Origin of the sequence: Oerskovia turbata, from assembly GCF_000718325.1 — a bacterium.
Classification (GTDB): domain Bacteria; phylum Actinomycetota; class Actinomycetes; order Actinomycetales; family Cellulomonadaceae; genus Oerskovia; species Oerskovia turbata.
Genome location: NZ_JOFV01000025.1, coordinates 1 through 17,227 on the forward strand (window position 1 = coordinate 1; position 17,227 = coordinate 17,227).

Here is a 17,227-nt window from a genome sequence, read left to right on the forward strand (position 1 = left end):
CGAGAGACCTCCGTTGGTCAGAGCCGGGTTCCTAGACAGCTCCCACTCGACACGGAGGTCTCTCTTCACGTCAACAACGATCCTGGTCAGTACACCTAGATCGCACAGTCGATCCGACGCGCGCGGCCCTACGCTGACCGGGTGCAACTACAACTGCGGGAAGACGCCCCTTCGAATCTCGTCGAGCTGGCAGTGGGCAAGTGCCTCATCGCCGAGATGGATGCTGGGCGCTGGCGTGAGCTCGGGCTCAAGACCGGAACGCGCGATGTCATCGTGGGACACGACCGGCTCCTCCGGTCGCTCAGCTGGGGAGACGATGACTACGACGCCTGCGTCTACAGCATCCTGCCGACCGTTCTCGGCTACGAGCCTGCTGAAGACCTGTGGGACTCCGAGCCCCCGCCGTCGCTGCGCGAGCGGTTCCCGAATCTGCCAGTGGTCATGGACTACATCGACTTGCCGGCGTGGCTCGCCCTGCATGACTCTGCGCTCTTCGCGCGCCTCTTCGAGACGAGCGTCAACGATGCCGCGCTGCCCGACGGGACCGTGATCACGGCAGCCGAGCAGGAGGCGGTCCGTCTCGAGATCCATGAGATGCGCCGTCAGATCGAGAGGATCCGCCGCGACTACACCACGGATCCTGAGGCTGCGATCGGTCAGACGAAGGACCTGATCGAGACGACGTGCAAGACGATCCTCGGCCAGACCGGCGACGATCGAACCAAGGACGAACTGCCCGCCCTGATCAAGAAGACGCAGATCCACCTGGGGCTCGATCCTGCGGAGGTATCAGTCGAGGACCCGGTCGCGGCACGAGCCGCGAAGCAGATCATGGGGAGCGTCGCGCAGATCCTGAACGGCGCCGTCCAACTCCGCAACGCCAAGGGAACCGGCCATGGCCGGAGCGGGACCTTGCTCGTCAACGAGGCCCTAGCCCGGATGGCCGTCGGGATGGCATTGCCCACGGTCGTCTACCTGATCGAGGTGTGGGAGGCCCGAACAGGCGGCCAGCCCCAGGACCAGCCCGCCCCCGTTGCGGCAACCGTTCCCTCATCGAGCGCCCTCGAGGCAGGCTCGATCCTGACCCACCCGACGTACGGCGAGGGGATCATCACGGGCGTCGCCGATACCGAGCACGGTGCAGTCGCAACGGTGAACTTCGGACCCTCGACGGGCATACATCGGGTCCTGGCCAACCGCTAAACGATCGGAGGCATCGACACGCCCGTCGACGCTCAGCACGACGACCAGGCGAGCGGTCAGCGCTTGCGGTATGCCTCGATGATCACGTTGGGGACGCGGCCACGGTCGGAGACTTCGTGTCCGTTGGCTCGGGCCCAGGTGCGGACGGCGGCGAGGTCTTCGCCGGTGCTCGAGCCGCGGCGAGCGGCCGCTGGCATCTTGCCCTGACGGCGTCCGGCGTCGATGTAGGGCTGGAGCGCACGCAGGAGCTCGTCACGGTGGGTGTCGTTCAGGTCGATCTCGTACACCGCGTTCTGCCAGCCGAACTGGTAGGACCTAACGCCTTCCTCGGTGCCGTCGAGGTCGTCGGTCACGATCGCGCGCGTCTGTTGAACCCTCCGGAAATACTCGCGCATCTTGCGCGGAACGCGCGAGGTGTTCTTGGCGGGGCGGCCAGCATCGCCCCGCCAAGGCGAGCTAGCGGCGGGCGACGGAGCCGTCGGGATCGGGAACGCTGCTGGGCGGGTCGTGTTCCTCAGGCTCGGGACAGGGCGCGTCGAAGTAGTAGTAGTAGTTGTTGGTGGTGGTGTTCGTCGTGGTGTTGACCGTCACCTCGCCGGGTGACGACGCTGCCGGCAGTACCAGCGGCAAGAAGATGCTGATGATCGCGCACAGGTTGGCCATTTTCTGGAGCACTGCATCCCATCGCAACGATCCTGTCGGGGGCGGCGTCGGGTTCTGGGTGGTGGGCGGAGGGGCGGTCAGGTAGCGAGTCTGGTTGCTTGTCATGCCGGGGAGTCTCGGGTGCGGCCGTACGTAACGTCGCGTCCTGATGCCCGCCGGCGCGCTGATCCACTCGGTCACGGTCGTGGTGGTGGTCGTGGTGGTCGTCATCATCGTGGGTACGCCCCGTGCATGAGGGGCCGTGGTGCATGCGAGCAGACGCGGAGCACTGCCGCGGCAGCCGCGCGCGGTCGTGTAGAGGTTGGGACTGTGTCGCCGCGACTTCGTGCGCGGGCTTCGGTTGGAGAGCATGGCCAGAGGGTGAGGGAACGACCCAGCTAGCGTCGCCTCGTGCGTGCCGCATCGGATCAGGGGCCCGGGCCGCTTCGGCCCCAGGCGCCGACTCTGCAGCAGCACAGCCAGGCCGAGACGTGTTTGCAACAAATGCCCCGATGGAGGACCCTCGATCCAACCTGCCTGAAGGGCGAACCGATGACGATCTTCTGCCTCCCCCCGACCGCGCCAGGAGTGGTCCGTGGCTGACATCACCAGGTGCAAGGACTGCCTGGCTGACATCGTCTGGCTGACGACCATCACCGGGCACCGCATGCCCTTCAACGCCACCGAGTTCGATGGGGCGACCGGTAGCGACATCGGTGAGCGCTGGTACATCCACCGCACCCGAGGCGCCATCCCTCAGGACATAGCGCAGGGGATCCCCAAGAACGCGCCGTTCTTGACCCGTCACCGCTGCATCCAGTCACGGATCTCGACCGGCACCACACAGCTGGGATGGTGGACCGAGATCAACCGCCAGCCCGGCCCCCGCATGGCCGACTTCCCGATCGAGGCTCCCTGGCGCTACGACTACCGCTGGGCCTCGAACTACGTCCACATCGCCCGGCACGCCTACATGGCGATCTGCAGCGCTCGGCTACCCGGGATGAACAGCGACCGGGAGGCCGACCGCATGGAGTCGATGCCCGTCTGCCCGAAGTGCATGCACCTCTACACCTCCGGGATGGCCGCACTCCAGCGCGAAGCGATGCGCAAGCCCCACTCCGAGAGCCAGCACTGACGTCATCCGCTGCGACGGCGGACACGCCCACCCAGATCGCGCAGCTCGCGCTATCCTCCTGGCGACAAGACCCCGAGACCACATTTCCGTGCGCGGTTCAGTATCGCCCGTTTCGCCGGGTGGCGGAGTCGAAGACGCCCAGCCTGCCCGCCTCCGCGGTCGCCGCGCCCGGCGGGCTCGTCCGCGCCCCAAACTGCGACGTCGTCGGGCGCGCACCTCAGGTCCTGCAGGCGCTTCGGCAGGATCGGGAACATCGAACAGTCGCCTGCCCCCGCACCAGGATGAACAGCTTGGTGGCTCGCGTAGGTACGCGGGTCTGGTTGGCGGTCGCGCCCCTCGGTCTGATGCTGGCGACCCGCGACCTGACCGCCGTACTACTCGTGAACAGAAACGCGCGACGGCGTCACGCGCGTCAGACCTGGGCTGCTGAGCGACCAAGTGCACCAGGTATCTGTTAGGCACTGAGGGATTGCCGGTCGACCAGCAACCAACCGCAAAACTGTTCTGACATTCGACCCCGATGGAGGACGCGCGTGCCATACTTCCGGCATGGCCGACGCCAAGCAGAAGCTGCCCGCATCCGGGTGGGCAGCGCCGCCCGTGTGGGCCCGGATTGAGATGTTCGGCCGGAACGAGGTCCGCCAGCTTCTTGTCCCCGCCACGACCTTCTCCGTCGCACATGCCGGGGCGGAGCCCGGTGCGCTCGAGGTACGCTCATCTGTCGGTAGTTGGCCCGCCGCACCGGTGGACCGCGCTCTCGGCACCGACCTGCTCTGGGCCGAGCTTCCGCTTGGCGCGGCCGACGGGTCCCCCCTCCGCCGCGGGACTTGGAAGCGTCCGTCCGTACTTCTGCGGACCTCAGCGGCAGATGTCGTCGAGTCTTACCGCGATGCACTGAGCTTTGCCGAGAGCGAGCCCGGCGCGCCTGGGCTCCGTACCCCCCAGCTCGGTGCTGTACACGCCGTGCTCGGTTACTGGACGACCAAGGCAACAACGCCGGCGACGGTGGTGATGCCGACCGGTACGGGCAAGACCGAGACCATGCTTGCCCTCCTGGTCGCTGCGCGTATCCCCCGGCTCCTCGTGCTCGTCCCCTCCGACTCCCTGCGCCAGCAAATCGCGACGAAGTTCGAGACCCTCGGGGTGCTTCAGGAGCTCGGCGTCGTCGCGCCAACGGCCTTGCGCCCTGTCGTGGGCCGCATCGAACACGGCTTCACCAACCCCGACCTCGCCGCGACGTTCGCCGCGGCATGCAACGTGATCGTCACGACCCCGTCGGCACTGAGCAAGTGCACGAGCGAGTCGCTCTCCGCGGTCGTGGACGCATGCACGCACCTGTTCGTTGACGAGGCACACCACGTCGCTGCCAGCACGTGGAGCGCCATCCGCGAGCGGTTCTCGGAGCGCCCAGTCGTGCAGTTCACCGCCACCCCGTTCCGAGAGGACGGCAAGCACCTGCAGGGCCGGTCAATCTACACGTTCCCCTTGCGCGAGGCCCAGGCGCAGCACTACTTCTCCCCCATCACATACGAGGCCGTCATCGCTTTCGACGATGTTGACGTACAGGTCGCACACCGCGCGGTCTCCCGGCTGCGTCGTGACCTTACCGAGGGGTACGACCACATCCTGATGGCGCGAGTCGACAACGTGAAGCGAGCCAAGGAACTACTGCCGACCTATCAAAGCATCGCTGGCGACCTACGCCCGCTCGTCATCAACAGCACGCTGTCGAAGAGAGAGCAGAAGGCCGCGCTCGCCGACCTAGCTACCCGCCGGTGCCGCGTCGTCGTGTGCGTCAACATGCTCGGTGAGGGATTCGACCTGCCGGCACTGAAGGTCGCCGCGGTCCATGACTCGCGGAAGAGCCTCGGTGTCACTCTCCAGTTCATCGGTCGCTTCACCCGCACGAGCGCCAACGGGTCCTACGGACCCGCGTCGATGTTCGTCGCACGGACCGACGTCGAAGTCGATACACGCCTACGCCAGTTGTACGCCGAGGACGCCGACTGGAACGCGCTTCTTCACGACGTGACCAGCGCGGTGGTCGACCAGCAGCAGGAGATCAGCGACTTCGAGGCTGGCTTCAACAGCGTGCCCGAGGAGATCACGTTGCGGAACCTGCTTCCCAAGCTCAGCACGGTGGTCTACCGCACACCGACCTCCGACTGGGACCCGATGGCGCTGGTCGACTTCTTCGGTGAGGCGAATCTCCTCACCAACCCGATCGGCATCAACGCAGAGGCTGGGGTCGCATGGTGCGTCGTCGAGCAGCGGTCCACCGTCCGGTGGGGCGACCTCCGGACGATCGAGGAGGTCGGCTTCGAGCTCTACGTCGTCTACTTTGACCGGTTCCGACGGTTGCTGTACATCAATCACTCAGCGAATGACGGCGTGTTTGAAGACCTCACCGCTGCGCTTGTCGGCACCGGGGCGACCCGCTTCACCGGGCAGACCGTATACCGCGTGATGGCCGGCATCGACCGGCTTGTCCCGACGAACGTCGGTGTGATCGACGCCCGCGACCGGTTCCGTCGGTTCTCCATGCACGTCGGCGCCGACGTGACCGCGAGTTTCTCTCAGGCTGAGGCGGGCACGAAGTCGCAGACCAACATCTCCGGGGGTGGGTACCGCAACGGCAAGCACGTGACAATCAGCGCATCGCTCAAGGGCCGGATCTGGTCTCACGCGACGGCTCACTCACTCAAGCACTGGCGCGACTGGTGCGACGATGTAGGTACGCACCTTCTCGACGACACCATCACGATCGACCAGATCATCGGTCAGTTCATCCTGCCCGAACTGCTGAAATCGCGCCCCGAGGGTGTCCTGCTCGGCGTCGAGTGGCCCTGGAAGCTGTACCTGCACACCGCGGAGTACACCCGGCTTCAACTCGGCGCGAGCATCCACCCGGCCACCCGGACCGATCTCCTCCCGGACACCTCAGTGACGACCGGCCCGTTCCGTTCACGGTGCACACGGGGGCGTGGTCAGTCAGGTACCAGGCGGACGTCCAAGACGGCAGCATCGTGTACTCATGCCGTGACGACGACGAGGTGACGGTGCTGCGCGCCCGCTCGCAGCAGCCCCTTAGCCAGTGGCTGAACGCGAACGGACTGAAGTTCATCCTCGACGATGACCGAATGGTCGACGGGCCAATGCTCTACCGCCCTACGTGGAACCGACCACCGTTCGACACCGACCAACTGACCGCGCTCGACTGGTCAACGACGAACATCCGCGTCGAGTCGCAGAAGGCGGCCAAGCTCACGCACTCTGTCCAGCACCGGGCGATCGCAGAGGTGCGATCCGACGCACACCCCTGGGACATCATCCTCGACGACGACGGTACCGGCGAGATCGCGGACATCGTTTGCTTGCGGGTCGAGGACGACACGCTCGTTATTCAGCTCGTGCACTGCAAGTTCTCCCACGGGGACCAGCCGGGGGCCCGCGTCGCGGACCTGTACGAGCTGTGCGGCCAGGCACAGAAGTCCGTGGCCTGGCGTCGCACCGACCTACAGCCGTTCTTCCGCACGCTCCGGGCCCGGGCACAGGCTAAGCAGGCCCGAGAGGGAGTCAGCCCGTTCGAGGTCGGCGACCCTGTCGCGCTGTACGCACTGCAGGAAAAGTCGCTCGTGCTGCGCTCTGAGGTGCGCATCGTCCTTGCACAGCCCGGGATGTCAATCACGAAGGCGTCCACCGCTCAGCTCGACCTGCTCGCGTCGACCCAGGCGTACCTGCGGACCACAATCGGCGCGCGGCTGACCGTTTGGGCCAGCCCGTGAGCACTGCGCGGGCGCGCTCCCTTCACCCGATGGTGAACGGTGCCCGTTAGCCGACCCCTCACCGGGCGCCCCGACACTCCCACCCGGCCCACGCGGTGTGGCCTTGGCCGTTATGTGGCGGGGTTCTGTCGCCGCTTCGTGAGTTCCCTGATGATCGGGCGAATCGTCCCGTGGGTCGATCCCCAACTGACACAGCCTCGTTCGCACGCTTAGCGACTCCGGGCTGCGTAAAACCACTTCAGTCCTCGCTGTATAGTTCAGCGCATGCTGACCATTGCTTCTCGCCTGGACGTGATGAACCGGTTGGGCCGCGCGCTGGCCGACCCGACCAGGTCCCGGATCATCCTGACGCTGCTCGACCGGCCGGCCTACCCGGCAGAGCTGGCCCGCGATCTGGACCTCACACGCTCCAACGTGTCCAATCATCTGGCGTGCCTGCGCGACTGCGGCATCGTTGCTGCCGAACCCGAGGGCCGCAAGACGCGCTACGAGATCGCCGATCCCCACCTGACGCAGGCGCTGACCGCCCTGGTTGACGTCACCCTCGCGGTTGACGAGAACGCCCCGTGCATCGATCCTGCCTGCTCGGTGCACGGATGCGACGCAGCAGAGGCGGGCGCGTGATCCTGGCTGCGGTCCTGCAGGCAATCGGCCTGTTCATCGCGACCAACATCGACGACATCATCGTGCTCTCCTTGTTCTTCGCCCGCGGCGCGGGCCAACGCGGGACGACCACCCGCATCTTGGTCGGCCAGTACGTGGGGTTCGCCTGCATCCTCGGTGCCGCTGTGCTGGTGACTATCGGAGCCGGAGCATTCCTGCCCTCAGCAGCTATCCCGTACTTCGGGCTCATCCCCCTGGCCCTCGGTCTCTGGGCTGCATGGCAAGCCTGGCGCGGAGACGATGACGACGATGACGCCAAGGTCACGGGCACGAAGGTCAGCGCGTGGACCGTCGCAGGAGTCACCTTCGCCAACGGCGGAGACAACATCGGCGTCTATGTCCCCGTCTTCCTCAGCGTGGAACCCATCGCAGTGGTCGCCTACTGCCTCGTCTTCCTCGCGCTCGTCGCGGTCCTGGTCGTAGTCGCCAAGTTCGTTGCCACCCGGCCGCCGATCGCTGAAGTCCTCGAGCGCTGGGAACACATCCTGTTCCCCATCGTCCTGATCGGCCTCGGCATCGTCATCCTCGTCAGCGGAGGAGCGTTCGGTCTCTGACGGAGCCAAAGCGAACGAGAGAGGTCGCCAGGCTCGACGCTCCGGTATAGGGATCCCTGTGCGGGTTCATGCTGCGCAGCAGGAGAGTTTGGTGATGTCGGTGGTGAAGGTTTGGGCGGTGAGTTTGAGGCCTTCGGCCATGGTCAGGTAGGGGCTCCAGAGGTTGGCGACCTGGTCGGTGGTCATGCCGGCCTCGAGGATGTAGACGCCGGCGGCGGCGAGGTCACCGGCGTCCTGGGCGAGGGCGGTGATGCCGATGATGCGGCCGGTGTCGGCGTCGGTGACGATCTTGATGAGCCCGCGGGTGTCACGGTTGACGATGGCGCGCGGGACGTGCGCCAGGGGCAGGACGCGGCTGTCGCAGCGGATCCCGGCAGTGCGGGCCTGCTGGTCGGTCATTCCGACGGAGGCCAGGGCGGGGCTGGTGAACACGACCCGGGGCAGGTGGCGGTAGTCGACCTCCCGGCCGGCTCCGGTGAGGGCGTTGTCGGCGACCAGGGCGCCGTGGGCCGCGGCGACGTACACGAACTGCGGGTGGGCGGTGACGTCACCCGCGGCCCAGATCCGCGGGTTCGTGGTGCGCAGGTGGCTGTCGATGATGACCTCGCCGCGCTTGCCGGCGCGCACGCCGATGGTGTCGAGGCCGAGCGTGCCGGTGACCGGGCGGCGGCCGGTGGCAACGAGGAGCTCGGCCGCGCGGAGCTCGTGTGAGCCGTCGGCGGTGGTGGCGGTGACCGTGACCTCGCCGGTGGCCGGGTCGCGGCGCACCGCGGTGGGCACCGCGCCGCGGATGATCTCGATGCCTTCGTCGGCGAGGATTTCTTCCAGGGCGGTGGCGGCCTCGGGTTCCTCGTGGGAGGCCAGCCGTGAGCGGACGAGCATGGTGACCTGGGCACCGAGGCGGGAGAAGAGCTGGGCCTGCTCCATGGCGACGTAGCCGCCGCCGATGACCAGCAGCGACTCCGGGACGTGGTCCAGCTCCATCGCGGTCGTCGAGGTCAGATAACCGGCCTCCTGCAGGCCGGGGACCGGCGGCGCCCAGGGCGTGGAGCCGGTAGCGATGAGGTGGTGCGCGGCCCGGACGGTTTCCGCCGTGCCGTCCGGGCCGGTCACGCGGAGTGCCGGCTCAGTCGGTGTGCCGACGAAGGTGGCCTCGCCGGGGTGGAGGGCCCACCCGTACTCGGCGGCCAGGGCCGCGTACTTCTCGCTGCGCAGCGATCCGACGAGCTTGTCCTTGCCGGCGACCATGGCGGGCATGTCGACCGGTGGGGCGTCGGGGAGTGGCAGACCGGGGAACCGGGCGGCGTCGAGTGTGACGTGGCGGGCCTCGGCGGCCGCGAGCAGGGCTTTGGAGGGCACACACCCGGTGTTCACGCAGGTACCGCCGATGGTGCCGCGCTCGATCATCACCACCCGCTTGCCCAGGGTGGTGGCGCGGATCGCGGCCGCGAACGCCGCCCCACCGGACCCGATCACTGCCAGGTCATACGACCTGCCCTTGTCCGTTGCCGTCATAAGTCCTCCCTTGTTGCCGCGCCTCAGGACCAGGATCGACCTTCCAGTGCACTGGAAGGTCAAGGCAGAATGAGTGGCATGCGGATCGGTGAGGTGGCTCAGGCGTCGGGCACGACAGCTAAGACCCTGCGGTACTACGAGGACGTCGGACTCCTCCCCGACCCCGACCGCAGCCCGGCGGGGTACCGGGACTACGGCCCCGAGGTGCTCGACCGGCTGCACTTCATCCGCCGGGGCCAAGCCGCCGGGCTGACCCTGGCCCAGATCGGCCAGGTGCTGGCCATCCGAGACCGGGGCCAGGCCCCCTGCCAGCACGTCACCGACCTGCTCGACACCCGCCTCGCGGTCATCGACCGGCAGCTCGCCGAGCTCGCGCAGCTACGCACCACGATCGCCATCCTGCGCGAGCACGCCACCACCGGCGACCCGGCCACATGCTCCCCCGAGGACGTCTGCCGCTACCTGTGACCCGCGAAGGTCACCGGCCCGTGGCACCATCGCGACATGGCCGATGACACCCAGCAACGATGCTCGTGCTGCGGCCGCCAGCGGCCACGAAGGTCGCTCCACGCACTCGGGAGCGAACCGGCCTACATCTGCCGAAGGTGCGCGCTCTGGGTCGCCCTTCGCATCGCTCGCGACTGAACGACTCCGCCCGCAACGCGGGCACGCCGCCGGCCGCGGCGAACATCGTCGGATGGTGCGCGAAGGAACCAAAGGGCGCGAATGACGACCAATCATCACGCCGCCAGCGCGATCGCGGGCGCCCGTTGCCGCACTCCTCATCCGACGGTCTGAGCTCCACCGCCTGGCAGCGGTCCGAAGCCTGGAGAGGGCATCGGAGCCGGACGGGACCCCCTAACGCTCAGTGGTCCGCCCTCGCAGCGGTTGCGGTCGGTCCAGTTGTCCGTCCCGTAGGAGGAACCCGTTGCGGAGGCGGTGCAGGTCATCGGCGGAAACCCACGCCCGAATGTTCGCAAGACCGCCCGAGAAGGGTTGTCCGGTGACGGTGCGTCATATGGGACGGCCTGTCGTCCCGTAAACGAACGATTCCGCTACAGCCGCGACGAGGGATCGTCGCCCTCTTCAGGATGCTTGACGCTTCGCGGTTCTCGGCCGATGCCGTCTGTAGCGAAACTCAGTGCCGGATTCTATGGCTCGATACTTCCCGTGCTGGATGAGTATCGCTACAGTCAGCATCATGGGGCATCTGCTGGGTTATGCGCGTGTGTCGACGACTGATCAGGACGCTGCGCTGCAGATCGATGCGCTGACTGCGGCCGGGTGTTATCGGGTCTTCGTCGACACGATCTCTGGCTCCCTGGATCACCGGCCCGAGCTGGAGAAGCTGATGGACCAGCTGCGCCCGGGGGACACGCTGGTGGTGTGGCGGCTGGACCGGTTGGGTCGCTCGATCAGGCATCTCATCGACCAGCTGCAGGTCCTGTCCGAGCAGGGCGTGGGGTTCCGCTCCTTGCAGGAGACGATCGACACGACCTCCTCGGGCGGGCGGCTGGTGTTCCACGTCTTCGCCGCGCTGGCCGAGTTCGAGCGTGACCTGATCCGTGAGCGCACCAACGCAGGACTGGCCGCTGCCCGGGCCCGTGGCCGCAAAGGCGGGCGACCGCCCGCACTGTCGCCGGACCAGGTCAAGGCGGCGCGTCGGATGTATCAGCAGAAGGAGATGACGGTGGCGCAGATCGGTGCGGTCTTGGGCGTCAGCCGCGCCACCATCTACCGCGTGCTCAACCGCCAAAGTGTCCCAGTGGTCGAACCACGACAGTCGAGAAGCGCCGTGTAGGTCATGGACGCGGCCGGGCGCTGGGAGATCCTCAGGCTTCACGTCGAGGACCAGATCTCGCTCGCCGCCCTGGCCCGTGACACCGGGATCGGGCTGCGCACGCTGGAGCGGTGGCACGCCCGCTACCGCACCGAGGGATACGCAAGCCTCGATAGGCGGCAGCGTGCTGATGCCGGCAGCCGCCGCCTGCCCGCCGAGCTCGTGTCGTTGGTCGAAGGGCTGGCGTTGAGGAAGCCTCGGCCGGCGATCATCACCATCCACCGCAAGGTCAGCACCATCTGCGAGGAGCAGGGATGGCCCGTGCCCTCTTATGGCGTCGTGCGCGCGATCATCGCCGACCTCGATCCGGGCATGGTCACCCTGGCCCTGGAAGGGCCGACGTCCTACCGAGACAAGTACGAGATCGCGCTGCGCCGACAGGCCGAGCGGCCGAACGCGATGTGGCAGGCCGATCACACCCTGCTCGATGTCCTCGTGGTGGGCACCGACGGCAAGCCCGCCCGGCCGTGGCTGACGACGATCATCGATGACTGCTCGCGCGCTATCTGCGGCTACACCGTGTTCCTCGGTGCGCCCTCGGCGATGAACACCGCGCTGGCGCTGCGCCAGGCGATCTGGCACAAGACCGACCTCGCCTGGCCGATGTGCGGCCTGCCCGATGTGCTCTACGTCGATCACGGCAGCGACTTCATCAGCAACCAACTCACCGGCACAGCCGTGGACTTGCATATCCGGCTCATCCACTCTGCCGTCGCGCGCCCGCAGGGTCGCGGCAAGGTGGAGAGGTTCTTCGGGACCGTGAACACCGAGCTGCTGGCTGGTCTACCTGGGTACATCGCCGAGGGTCACCCATGGCCAACGCCGAAGCTGTCCCTGGCTGAACTTGACGCTGCGCTGGAAGAGTTCGTAATCACCTACAACGACCGAGCTCACAGCGAACTCGGCACCTCCCCGCGCGCTGCGTGGATCGCTGAGGGCTGGCTGCCGCGAATGCCCGAGAGCCTGGAAGACCTCGACGGGCTCCTGCTCACCGTCGCCCAGACCAGGGTCGTGCGCCGCGATGGCATCCACTTCCAGGGCCTGCGCTACATCTCGCCCACCTTGGCCGGCTATGTCGGCCGGTCGGTGGTGATCCGCTACGACCCCAGGGACATCACCGAGGTCCGCGTGTTCGACCACGAGGAGTTCGTCTGCAAGGCCATCAACCAAGACCACCACGACCAGAAGGTCAGTCTCAAGGAGGTCCAGGCAGCCCGCAACGCCCGTCGCCGGGCGTTGCGGGAGGGCATCAACGAGCGGATCGCCGTCGTGGCCACCCACACCACCGAAACGCCACCAGCGACCCAGGCGCCGCCATCGGCGACACGGCGGAACTTGAAGGTCTACAGAGAGGACCTGAGGTGAGTCAGCGCTTCATCGTGACCAAAGAACACCGCCGCTTCACCGAGTTCGCCGACGCCGTGCGACGCGGGCACACCATCGGCCTGTGCTTCGGACCAGCCGGCGTGGGCAAGACGCTCTCGGCGCGCCGCTACGCCCGCTGGGACAAGGTCCACGACCTGCTGACCTACTGGGGACCGCGCTCCGACAGTGACGCGCAGGTCTACGCTGCGCTGGCCAAGAGCCGCACCGTGCTCTACACCCCCAGCGTGCTGACCACCCCACGAGCCTTGAAGGACGAACTCGACCAGGTCATCACCCGCACCAACATCTGCATCGAGCAGCACCTCGCGCCGGCCGGGCAGGTCACGCCAGAGACGCGCGGGTGGCGCCACAGCAGGAACTACGTGGAGCTGGTCATCGTCGATGAGTCCGAACGCCTCCGCCCCACCGCACTGGAACTGCTGCGAGACCGCTACGACCGCGACAACATCGCCCTCATCCTGATCGGCATGCCCGGTCTGGAGAAGCAGTTCAGCCACTACCCCCAGTTCTACAGCCGCGTCGGCTTCGCCCACCAGTACCGACCCCTGGGCAAAGAGGAACTGCTCTTCGTCCTGCAACGGCATTGGCGCGCCCTCGCCAAGACCCTCGACCCAGAGGACTTCACCGACGCCCAAGCCATCGCCGCCATCGCCCGGATCACCCGAGGTAACTTCCGACTCCTGGAACGACTCTTCCCCCAGATCGAGCGCGTCCTGAAGATCAACGAACTCCACACCATCACCAACGACGTCATCGAAGCCGCCGCCAGCACCCTTGTCATCGGCGTCAGCTGACTGGCCGCCACACACCACCGATAGAACCCCGCCACTTATCGGCACACGCCACAGCGACACGCCGACAGAACATGTCGCAGAACTAGTGTCCGAAAACCCCCGGTGTCGCAGAATGCGACCCGGGGGTTTTCGCTACCGTCAGCGCATGGCTCACATCTACGGCTACGCCCGCGTCTCCACGACCGCACAGAACCTCGACGCCCAGATCGACGCCCTCACCGGACCCGGCGGCGTCGACGAGCGCAACGTCGTCGTGGAGAAGGCGTCCGGCACCCGCGAGGACCGCCCCGAGCTCACGCGAGTACTCGCCGGCCTGCGCGAGGGAGATACCCTCGTCGTCACCAAGCTCGACCGCCTCGGCCGCTCCGCCGCCCACGTCGCACGCCTGGTTCGCGACCTCGACGAGCGCGCCGTCACCCTGCGATCACTCTCCGAGACCCTCGACACCTCCAGCGCGGCTGGCCGCCTTATGGTCCACGTCCTCGCGGCGGTCGCGCAGATGGAAGCCGACCTCGCGCGAGAGCGCACTCTCGACGGCCTCGCCGCGGCGCGCGCCCGCGGTCGGGTCGGCGGCCGCCCGAGCGTCATGACCCCTGACCGAGTTGCGGCCGCGCGCGTGGCCCTCGCGGGCGGCCAGTCTCGCGCAGCCGTAGCCAGAGCGCTCGGCGTCTCCCGAGACACCCTGTACCGCCACCTGGCTGTCGTTACCTCGCTGTAGGATCCGGCCATGCAATGGAAGCCTGGGAGGCGCAGCGCGCAGCGCGCGCTCGAGGACCCGTACGAAGACGTGCCCGCCCATCTCGCTCAGCCCCTCTGGAACTGGATCGACGAATCCCTGAATCCCGGGACCTTCGGAGGTACCCCGCGGTACGAGGAGATGGCCATCGCGCTCCGCATCCCTCTCCCGGCGAGGGTCAACCCTCGGCAGCACTTCGTGCAGCACTGCACAGACGATCCCGGTTTCATGCTCGATCTCGTCGATGCGTTGCTCGAGGCTTACGGATGGGACGACGGCAGAGCTCAGAACCTCGTCAATCTCCTCGAAGCGGCAAACTCGGCGTACCGCGTTCGGGACGACCGGCGAGGCCTTGAAGAACGCGTCGTCCCGGGAGTCAGGGAACTAGTCGCCGAGACCGTCAACTCTGCCACCGGATCCGCTGGAGACCACCTCGCCACTGCATGGAACGAGGCCTACGGGCGCAACCCAGATCCGGCAAAGGCCTACAGCGAGTCGATCAAGGCCGTCGAGGCCGCGTTCGCACCTCTCGTCTCCCCCCAGAACGCCGTGCAGACCCTCGGGACGATGATCAGAGACATCGGAGCGAAGCCGGCCAAGTGGAAGTTCGTCATCGCCGACGGGAAGGCGAGCGAGGGCGTTGAGACGATTCTGAACATGATGCGGGTGCTCTGGGATGGGCAGACCTCACGGCACGGTGGGCTGAACCCGACGAGGGCGGAGACGCGGGACGAGGCGCGGGCCGCAGTCCACTTGGCCGCGACGCTCGTCCAGCTCGGGGCGAGCAGGGCCTTCGACGTCGTGTGACCTCTAGGCTCGGCTACGGTCGCATCGTGCCGTACCCATCGCGTCCCGTGCTCGATATGCGGCCTTAGTTCCGCGGCGATTCAAAGAACGGGTACAACGTGTTTCAGCGGGACCGGTTCGACCGGTTCGTGGCCGAGCAGTACGCGGCCGGGCTGCGTGAAGTGGGCGAGCTGACGGGGCGTACGCAGACGGCGGTGCGGCGCAGCCTGGACCGCACGGGCACGCCACGGCGTGGCCGCAGTGCGCAGCCGATCGCGGAGGAACGCGCGTGATGTCGCTTCGCACGCCGGCGGGGCTCGCTGCGAGGCTGGGGTCTCGCGGGCGGCGGTGTACGCGTGCCTGCGTGCCACGTTCCCGCCGCCGCTCGAGGGCCGATGGGTGCTCGACGAGGAACGAGCGGAGCAGGTGCGCGTGCATTTCACGACGACGGCGGCGGCCCGCGGCCGCCGGGCGCGATCGTGCACGATCGACGGCTGCGACGAACGCGCGGCTGGTGCCGGGTGCACTACAACCGGTGGCACCGGACCGGGAGCGTCGACGGTGTCGGGTCCGGCGGGCGCCAAGACGTACTGCCCCCACGGGCACGAGTACACGCCCGACAACACGATCGGACCGGGCCACCGAGCTCTACGGCCTCAGCGATGACACCCGCAGCAAGGGCCTGCGCGAGCTGCGCGCCGTCGAGCTCATCACCGATCACCGCCGCGCTGCTTCACGTACCGCGTTCGACTTCAGGCGCTTGCGCAACACCTACCGCCTCAACCTCGCGTGCCTCGCTGACCGTACCGCCGTTCCCGTCCAGCCCAAGCCCGAGAAGCCCGTGAGTCCCAGCGACGCCGCGTGGGAGAGCCTCGTCGAAGGGCTGACCAAGCACTCGTCGAGCTAGACCTGCGGCGCGGGACCTGACAACGCCCTCGTCGCCTGCTCGTCCAGCCTGACGTCGATCTGCACCCGCGGGGGGACCTCAGACGGCGGTGTTCAGGTCACTGACGAGATGTCTCGGCTGGCGCGCAGCGCCGTGGGGGTCCCTCGTCCACTCGCGTTCGGTCTGCAGGCCTCGCGCGTTGCCTCTGTGCGGGGTTGGCCGGGTGCTGGTGGCGAAGCTCGTGGCGCTGCGGGTGCGCGCGGTGATGAGGCTGTGGTCGACGAGGTCTCCCTCGCGCTGGAAGCGTCCCTTGTCGGTCTCCACGCGCATGGGTGTGTTCTCGGCCTCGGTCCAGAAGCGGCGGTAGCGGACCACGGCCGGGCACGAGGCGGCGAGGGCGGCCGCGGACTCCTGGGAGCGGGAGCGCCCGTCAGGGCCGTTGAAGACGTCACGGGCGTAGAGGCTGGGGACCCAGCGGCCACCGAGCCCGTCGCCGGTCACGACGGCGCCCTCGTAGGACTGGCGCCAGCGCTGGGCGATGCGGGCCTGGGAGAGCTCGTAGGGCACTTCGACGTCCACGACCTCGACCTCGTACCCCGCGGCCGCCAACTTCTCGCCGAGCTCGACCGCGGCGGCTGGCTTGGACAGCACGGAGTCGATCACGACGTTCGTCCCCTCCCGCAGGGCCTCGTCACGCAGCACGCGCGCCAGGTGCGAGGACTCCTCGTGCACGAGCGCTGCGAGCTCGAGGGGGAAGAACGGCTCGCCGGCTTCCTCACGCTCGCGCACGCCGTCGGGCTTGAGGAAGGTCTCATAGCTGCCGTCGGCCAGGGCCTCGCGCAGCAGCTTCTCCTTGAACCGGTCCGCGTCCACGACCAGCCAGGCGTCCTTGTCCAGGCCCAGGACGTTGCCCTGGACGAATCCCTTGCCGGCCCCGGGAGGACCAGCCAGGACGATCGCCTTGCCCTCCTGACGGGCCCCGGGCGTCTCTGCCCGGGTCTCCTCACGCAGGCGCCGCCACAGGGCTCGACGGCGCGCGGTGGGCTGCTCGACCTTGCCGTCGATGAACCACGCGGGGTTGTTCAGCGTGGAGTGCGGTCCGTCCTTGTCCAGCGGTCCCCCCGAGCGGGAGAACTCCCGGACGGTCTACCGGTGGGCCGCGTGCTGATCATGGTTCTCGGTCAGCCGCCCATGTCTAGATGTACTGACCGGGGACGTTGGTCGAGAGGGTGTGACGCGCTGATCTGATCGATGGCGTAGGAGGGCCTCCCGCGGTGGAGTGGAACTGCCTAGGTATCC

At 67.6% G+C, this 17,227-nt stretch carries 18 protein-coding genes; 14 read left to right on the plus strand and 4 right to left on the minus strand.

Annotated features, from left to right (window positions below; all coding sequences use genetic code 11):
- Positions 1 to 141 precede the first annotated feature (141 nt).
- Positions 142 to 1,203, plus strand: coding sequence for an abortive infection family protein (locus IE95_RS19880; protein WP_129429663.1), 1,062 nt, complete (start codon positions 142 to 144; stop codon positions 1,201 to 1,203).
- A 56-nt stretch (positions 1,204 to 1,259) separates the two neighbouring features.
- Here IE95_RS19880 and IE95_RS0117920 read toward each other — a convergent pair whose 3' ends face one another.
- The gene (locus IE95_RS0117920; protein WP_030153492.1) at positions 1,260 to 1,598 is read right to left on the minus strand and encodes a histone-like nucleoid-structuring protein Lsr2; all 339 of its coding nucleotides are present in this window, start codon (positions 1,596 to 1,598) and stop codon (positions 1,260 to 1,262) included.
- A 61-nt stretch (positions 1,599 to 1,659) separates the two neighbouring features.
- Positions 1,660 to 1,971, minus strand: a complete 312-nt coding sequence (locus IE95_RS0117925) for a hypothetical protein (protein ID WP_129429662.1) — start codon at positions 1,969 to 1,971, stop codon at positions 1,660 to 1,662.
- A 469-nt stretch (positions 1,972 to 2,440) separates the two neighbouring features.
- On the opposite strand from IE95_RS0117925, the gene IE95_RS0117935 reads away from it, so the two are divergent.
- The 5 genes from IE95_RS0117935 to IE95_RS0117955 all read left to right on the plus strand — a co-directional run bounded on the left by IE95_RS0117935 (position 2,441) and on the right by IE95_RS0117955 (position 7,985).
- Positions 2,441 to 2,983: a hypothetical protein gene (locus IE95_RS0117935; protein WP_030153496.1), complete on the plus strand. Its 543-nt coding sequence runs from the start codon at positions 2,441 to 2,443 to the stop codon at positions 2,981 to 2,983.
- 549 nt (positions 2,984 to 3,532) lie between these two features.
- Positions 3,533 to 6,040 (plus strand): DEAD/DEAH box helicase, encoded by a 2,508-nt coding sequence (locus IE95_RS0117940; protein WP_051703290.1) that lies wholly within the window; start codon positions 3,533 to 3,535, stop codon positions 6,038 to 6,040.
- Positions 6,037 to 6,768 carry a hypothetical protein gene (locus tag IE95_RS0117945; protein WP_030153499.1) on the plus strand — a complete coding sequence of 244 codons (732 nt, stop codon included), beginning with the start codon at positions 6,037 to 6,039 and terminating at the stop codon, positions 6,766 to 6,768. The genes IE95_RS0117940 and IE95_RS0117945 overlap by 4 nt, the downstream gene beginning before the upstream one ends.
- Before the next feature lie 264 nt (positions 6,769 to 7,032).
- Positions 7,033 to 7,392: a Cd(II)/Pb(II)-sensing metalloregulatory transcriptional regulator CmtR gene (cmtR, locus tag IE95_RS0117950; RefSeq protein ID WP_028708027.1), complete on the plus strand. Its 360-nt coding sequence runs from the start codon at positions 7,033 to 7,035 to the stop codon at positions 7,390 to 7,392.
- The gene (locus IE95_RS0117955) at positions 7,389 to 7,985 is read left to right on the plus strand and encodes a cadmium resistance transporter (protein WP_030153505.1); all 597 of its coding nucleotides are present in this window, start codon (positions 7,389 to 7,391) and stop codon (positions 7,983 to 7,985) included. The genes cmtR and IE95_RS0117955 overlap by 4 nt, the downstream gene beginning before the upstream one ends.
- A gap of 66 nt (positions 7,986 to 8,051) precedes the next feature.
- On the opposite strand, the gene merA is transcribed toward IE95_RS0117955, so the two are convergent.
- Positions 8,052 to 9,500 carry a mercury(II) reductase gene (merA, locus tag IE95_RS0117960; RefSeq protein ID WP_030153508.1) on the minus strand — a complete coding sequence of 483 codons (1,449 nt, stop codon included), beginning with the start codon at positions 9,498 to 9,500 and terminating at the stop codon, positions 8,052 to 8,054.
- A gap of 78 nt (positions 9,501 to 9,578) precedes the next feature.
- On the opposite strand from merA, the gene IE95_RS0117965 reads away from it, so the two are divergent.
- From IE95_RS0117965 to IE95_RS20580, 8 genes are all read left to right on the plus strand, one after another.
- Complete coding sequence (locus IE95_RS0117965) at positions 9,579 to 9,968, plus strand: heavy metal-responsive transcriptional regulator (RefSeq protein WP_028708020.1); 390 nt, start codon at positions 9,579 to 9,581, stop codon at positions 9,966 to 9,968.
- 733 nt (positions 9,969 to 10,701) lie between these two features.
- Complete coding sequence (locus IE95_RS0117970) at positions 10,702 to 11,301, plus strand: recombinase family protein (protein WP_036572654.1); 600 nt, start codon at positions 10,702 to 10,704, stop codon at positions 11,299 to 11,301.
- Positions 11,302 to 11,304: 3 nt separating this feature from the next.
- Positions 11,305 to 12,705 carry a Mu transposase C-terminal domain-containing protein gene (locus IE95_RS0117975; RefSeq protein WP_030153513.1) on the plus strand — a complete coding sequence of 467 codons (1,401 nt, stop codon included), beginning with the start codon at positions 11,305 to 11,307 and terminating at the stop codon, positions 12,703 to 12,705.
- Entirely contained in the window at positions 12,702 to 13,520 is an 819-nt protein-coding gene (locus IE95_RS0117980) for an AAA family ATPase (RefSeq protein WP_030153515.1), read from the plus strand. Before IE95_RS0117975 ends, IE95_RS0117980 begins: the two co-directional genes overlap by 4 nt.
- A 145-nt stretch (positions 13,521 to 13,665) precedes the next feature.
- A complete protein-coding gene (locus tag IE95_RS0117985; protein WP_030153517.1) occupies positions 13,666 to 14,238 on the plus strand; it encodes a recombinase family protein in 573 nt (190 codons plus the stop codon).
- Positions 14,239 to 14,247: 9 nt separating this feature from the next.
- Positions 14,248 to 15,063 (plus strand): hypothetical protein, encoded by an 816-nt coding sequence (locus tag IE95_RS20925; RefSeq protein ID WP_051703291.1) that lies wholly within the window; start codon positions 14,248 to 14,250, stop codon positions 15,061 to 15,063.
- 98 nt (positions 15,064 to 15,161) lie between these two features.
- On the plus strand, positions 15,162 to 15,335 hold the full coding sequence (locus tag IE95_RS20575; protein ID WP_157283446.1) for a hypothetical protein: 174 nt from the start codon (positions 15,162 to 15,164) through the stop codon (positions 15,333 to 15,335).
- A 467-nt stretch (positions 15,336 to 15,802) separates the two neighbouring features.
- The gene (locus IE95_RS20580; RefSeq protein ID WP_157283448.1) at positions 15,803 to 15,949 is read left to right on the plus strand and encodes a hypothetical protein; all 147 of its coding nucleotides are present in this window, start codon (positions 15,803 to 15,805) and stop codon (positions 15,947 to 15,949) included.
- A 78-nt stretch (positions 15,950 to 16,027) separates the two neighbouring features.
- Here the strand turns inward: IE95_RS20580 and IE95_RS19275 are convergent, their stop codons facing one another.
- Complete coding sequence (locus IE95_RS19275; RefSeq protein ID WP_084690412.1) at positions 16,028 to 17,041, minus strand: zeta toxin family protein; 1,014 nt, start codon at positions 17,039 to 17,041, stop codon at positions 16,028 to 16,030.
- Positions 17,042 to 17,227: the final 186 nt, after the last annotated feature.

Excerpts from the sequence above, each read along its gene's own strand:
- IE95_RS0117920 (WP_030153492.1), bottom strand. The coding sequence starts at position 1,598 with ATGCGCGAGTATTTCCGGAGGGTTCAACAGACGCGCGCGATCGTGACC.
- IE95_RS0117925 (WP_129429662.1), bottom strand. The coding sequence starts at position 1,971 with ATGACAAGCAACCAGACTCGCTACCTGACCGCCCCTCCGCCCACCACC.
- IE95_RS0117985 (WP_030153517.1), top strand. The coding sequence starts at position 13,666 with ATGGCTCACATCTACGGCTACGCCCGCGTCTCCACGACCGCACAGAAC.
- cmtR (WP_028708027.1), top strand. The coding sequence starts at position 7,033 with ATGCTGACCATTGCTTCTCGCCTGGACGTGATGAACCGGTTGGGCCGC.
- merA (WP_030153508.1), bottom strand. The coding sequence starts at position 9,500 with ATGACGGCAACGGACAAGGGCAGGTCGTATGACCTGGCAGTGATCGGG.
- IE95_RS0117970 (WP_036572654.1), top strand. The coding sequence starts at position 10,702 with ATGGGGCATCTGCTGGGTTATGCGCGTGTGTCGACGACTGATCAGGAC.
- IE95_RS0117975 (WP_030153513.1), top strand. The coding sequence starts at position 11,305 with ATGGACGCGGCCGGGCGCTGGGAGATCCTCAGGCTTCACGTCGAGGAC.
- IE95_RS0117940 (WP_051703290.1), top strand. The coding sequence starts at position 3,533 with ATGGCCGACGCCAAGCAGAAGCTGCCCGCATCCGGGTGGGCAGCGCCG.
- IE95_RS0117965 (WP_028708020.1), top strand. The coding sequence starts at position 9,579 with ATGCGGATCGGTGAGGTGGCTCAGGCGTCGGGCACGACAGCTAAGACC.
- IE95_RS20925 (WP_051703291.1), top strand. The coding sequence starts at position 14,248 with ATGCAATGGAAGCCTGGGAGGCGCAGCGCGCAGCGCGCGCTCGAGGAC.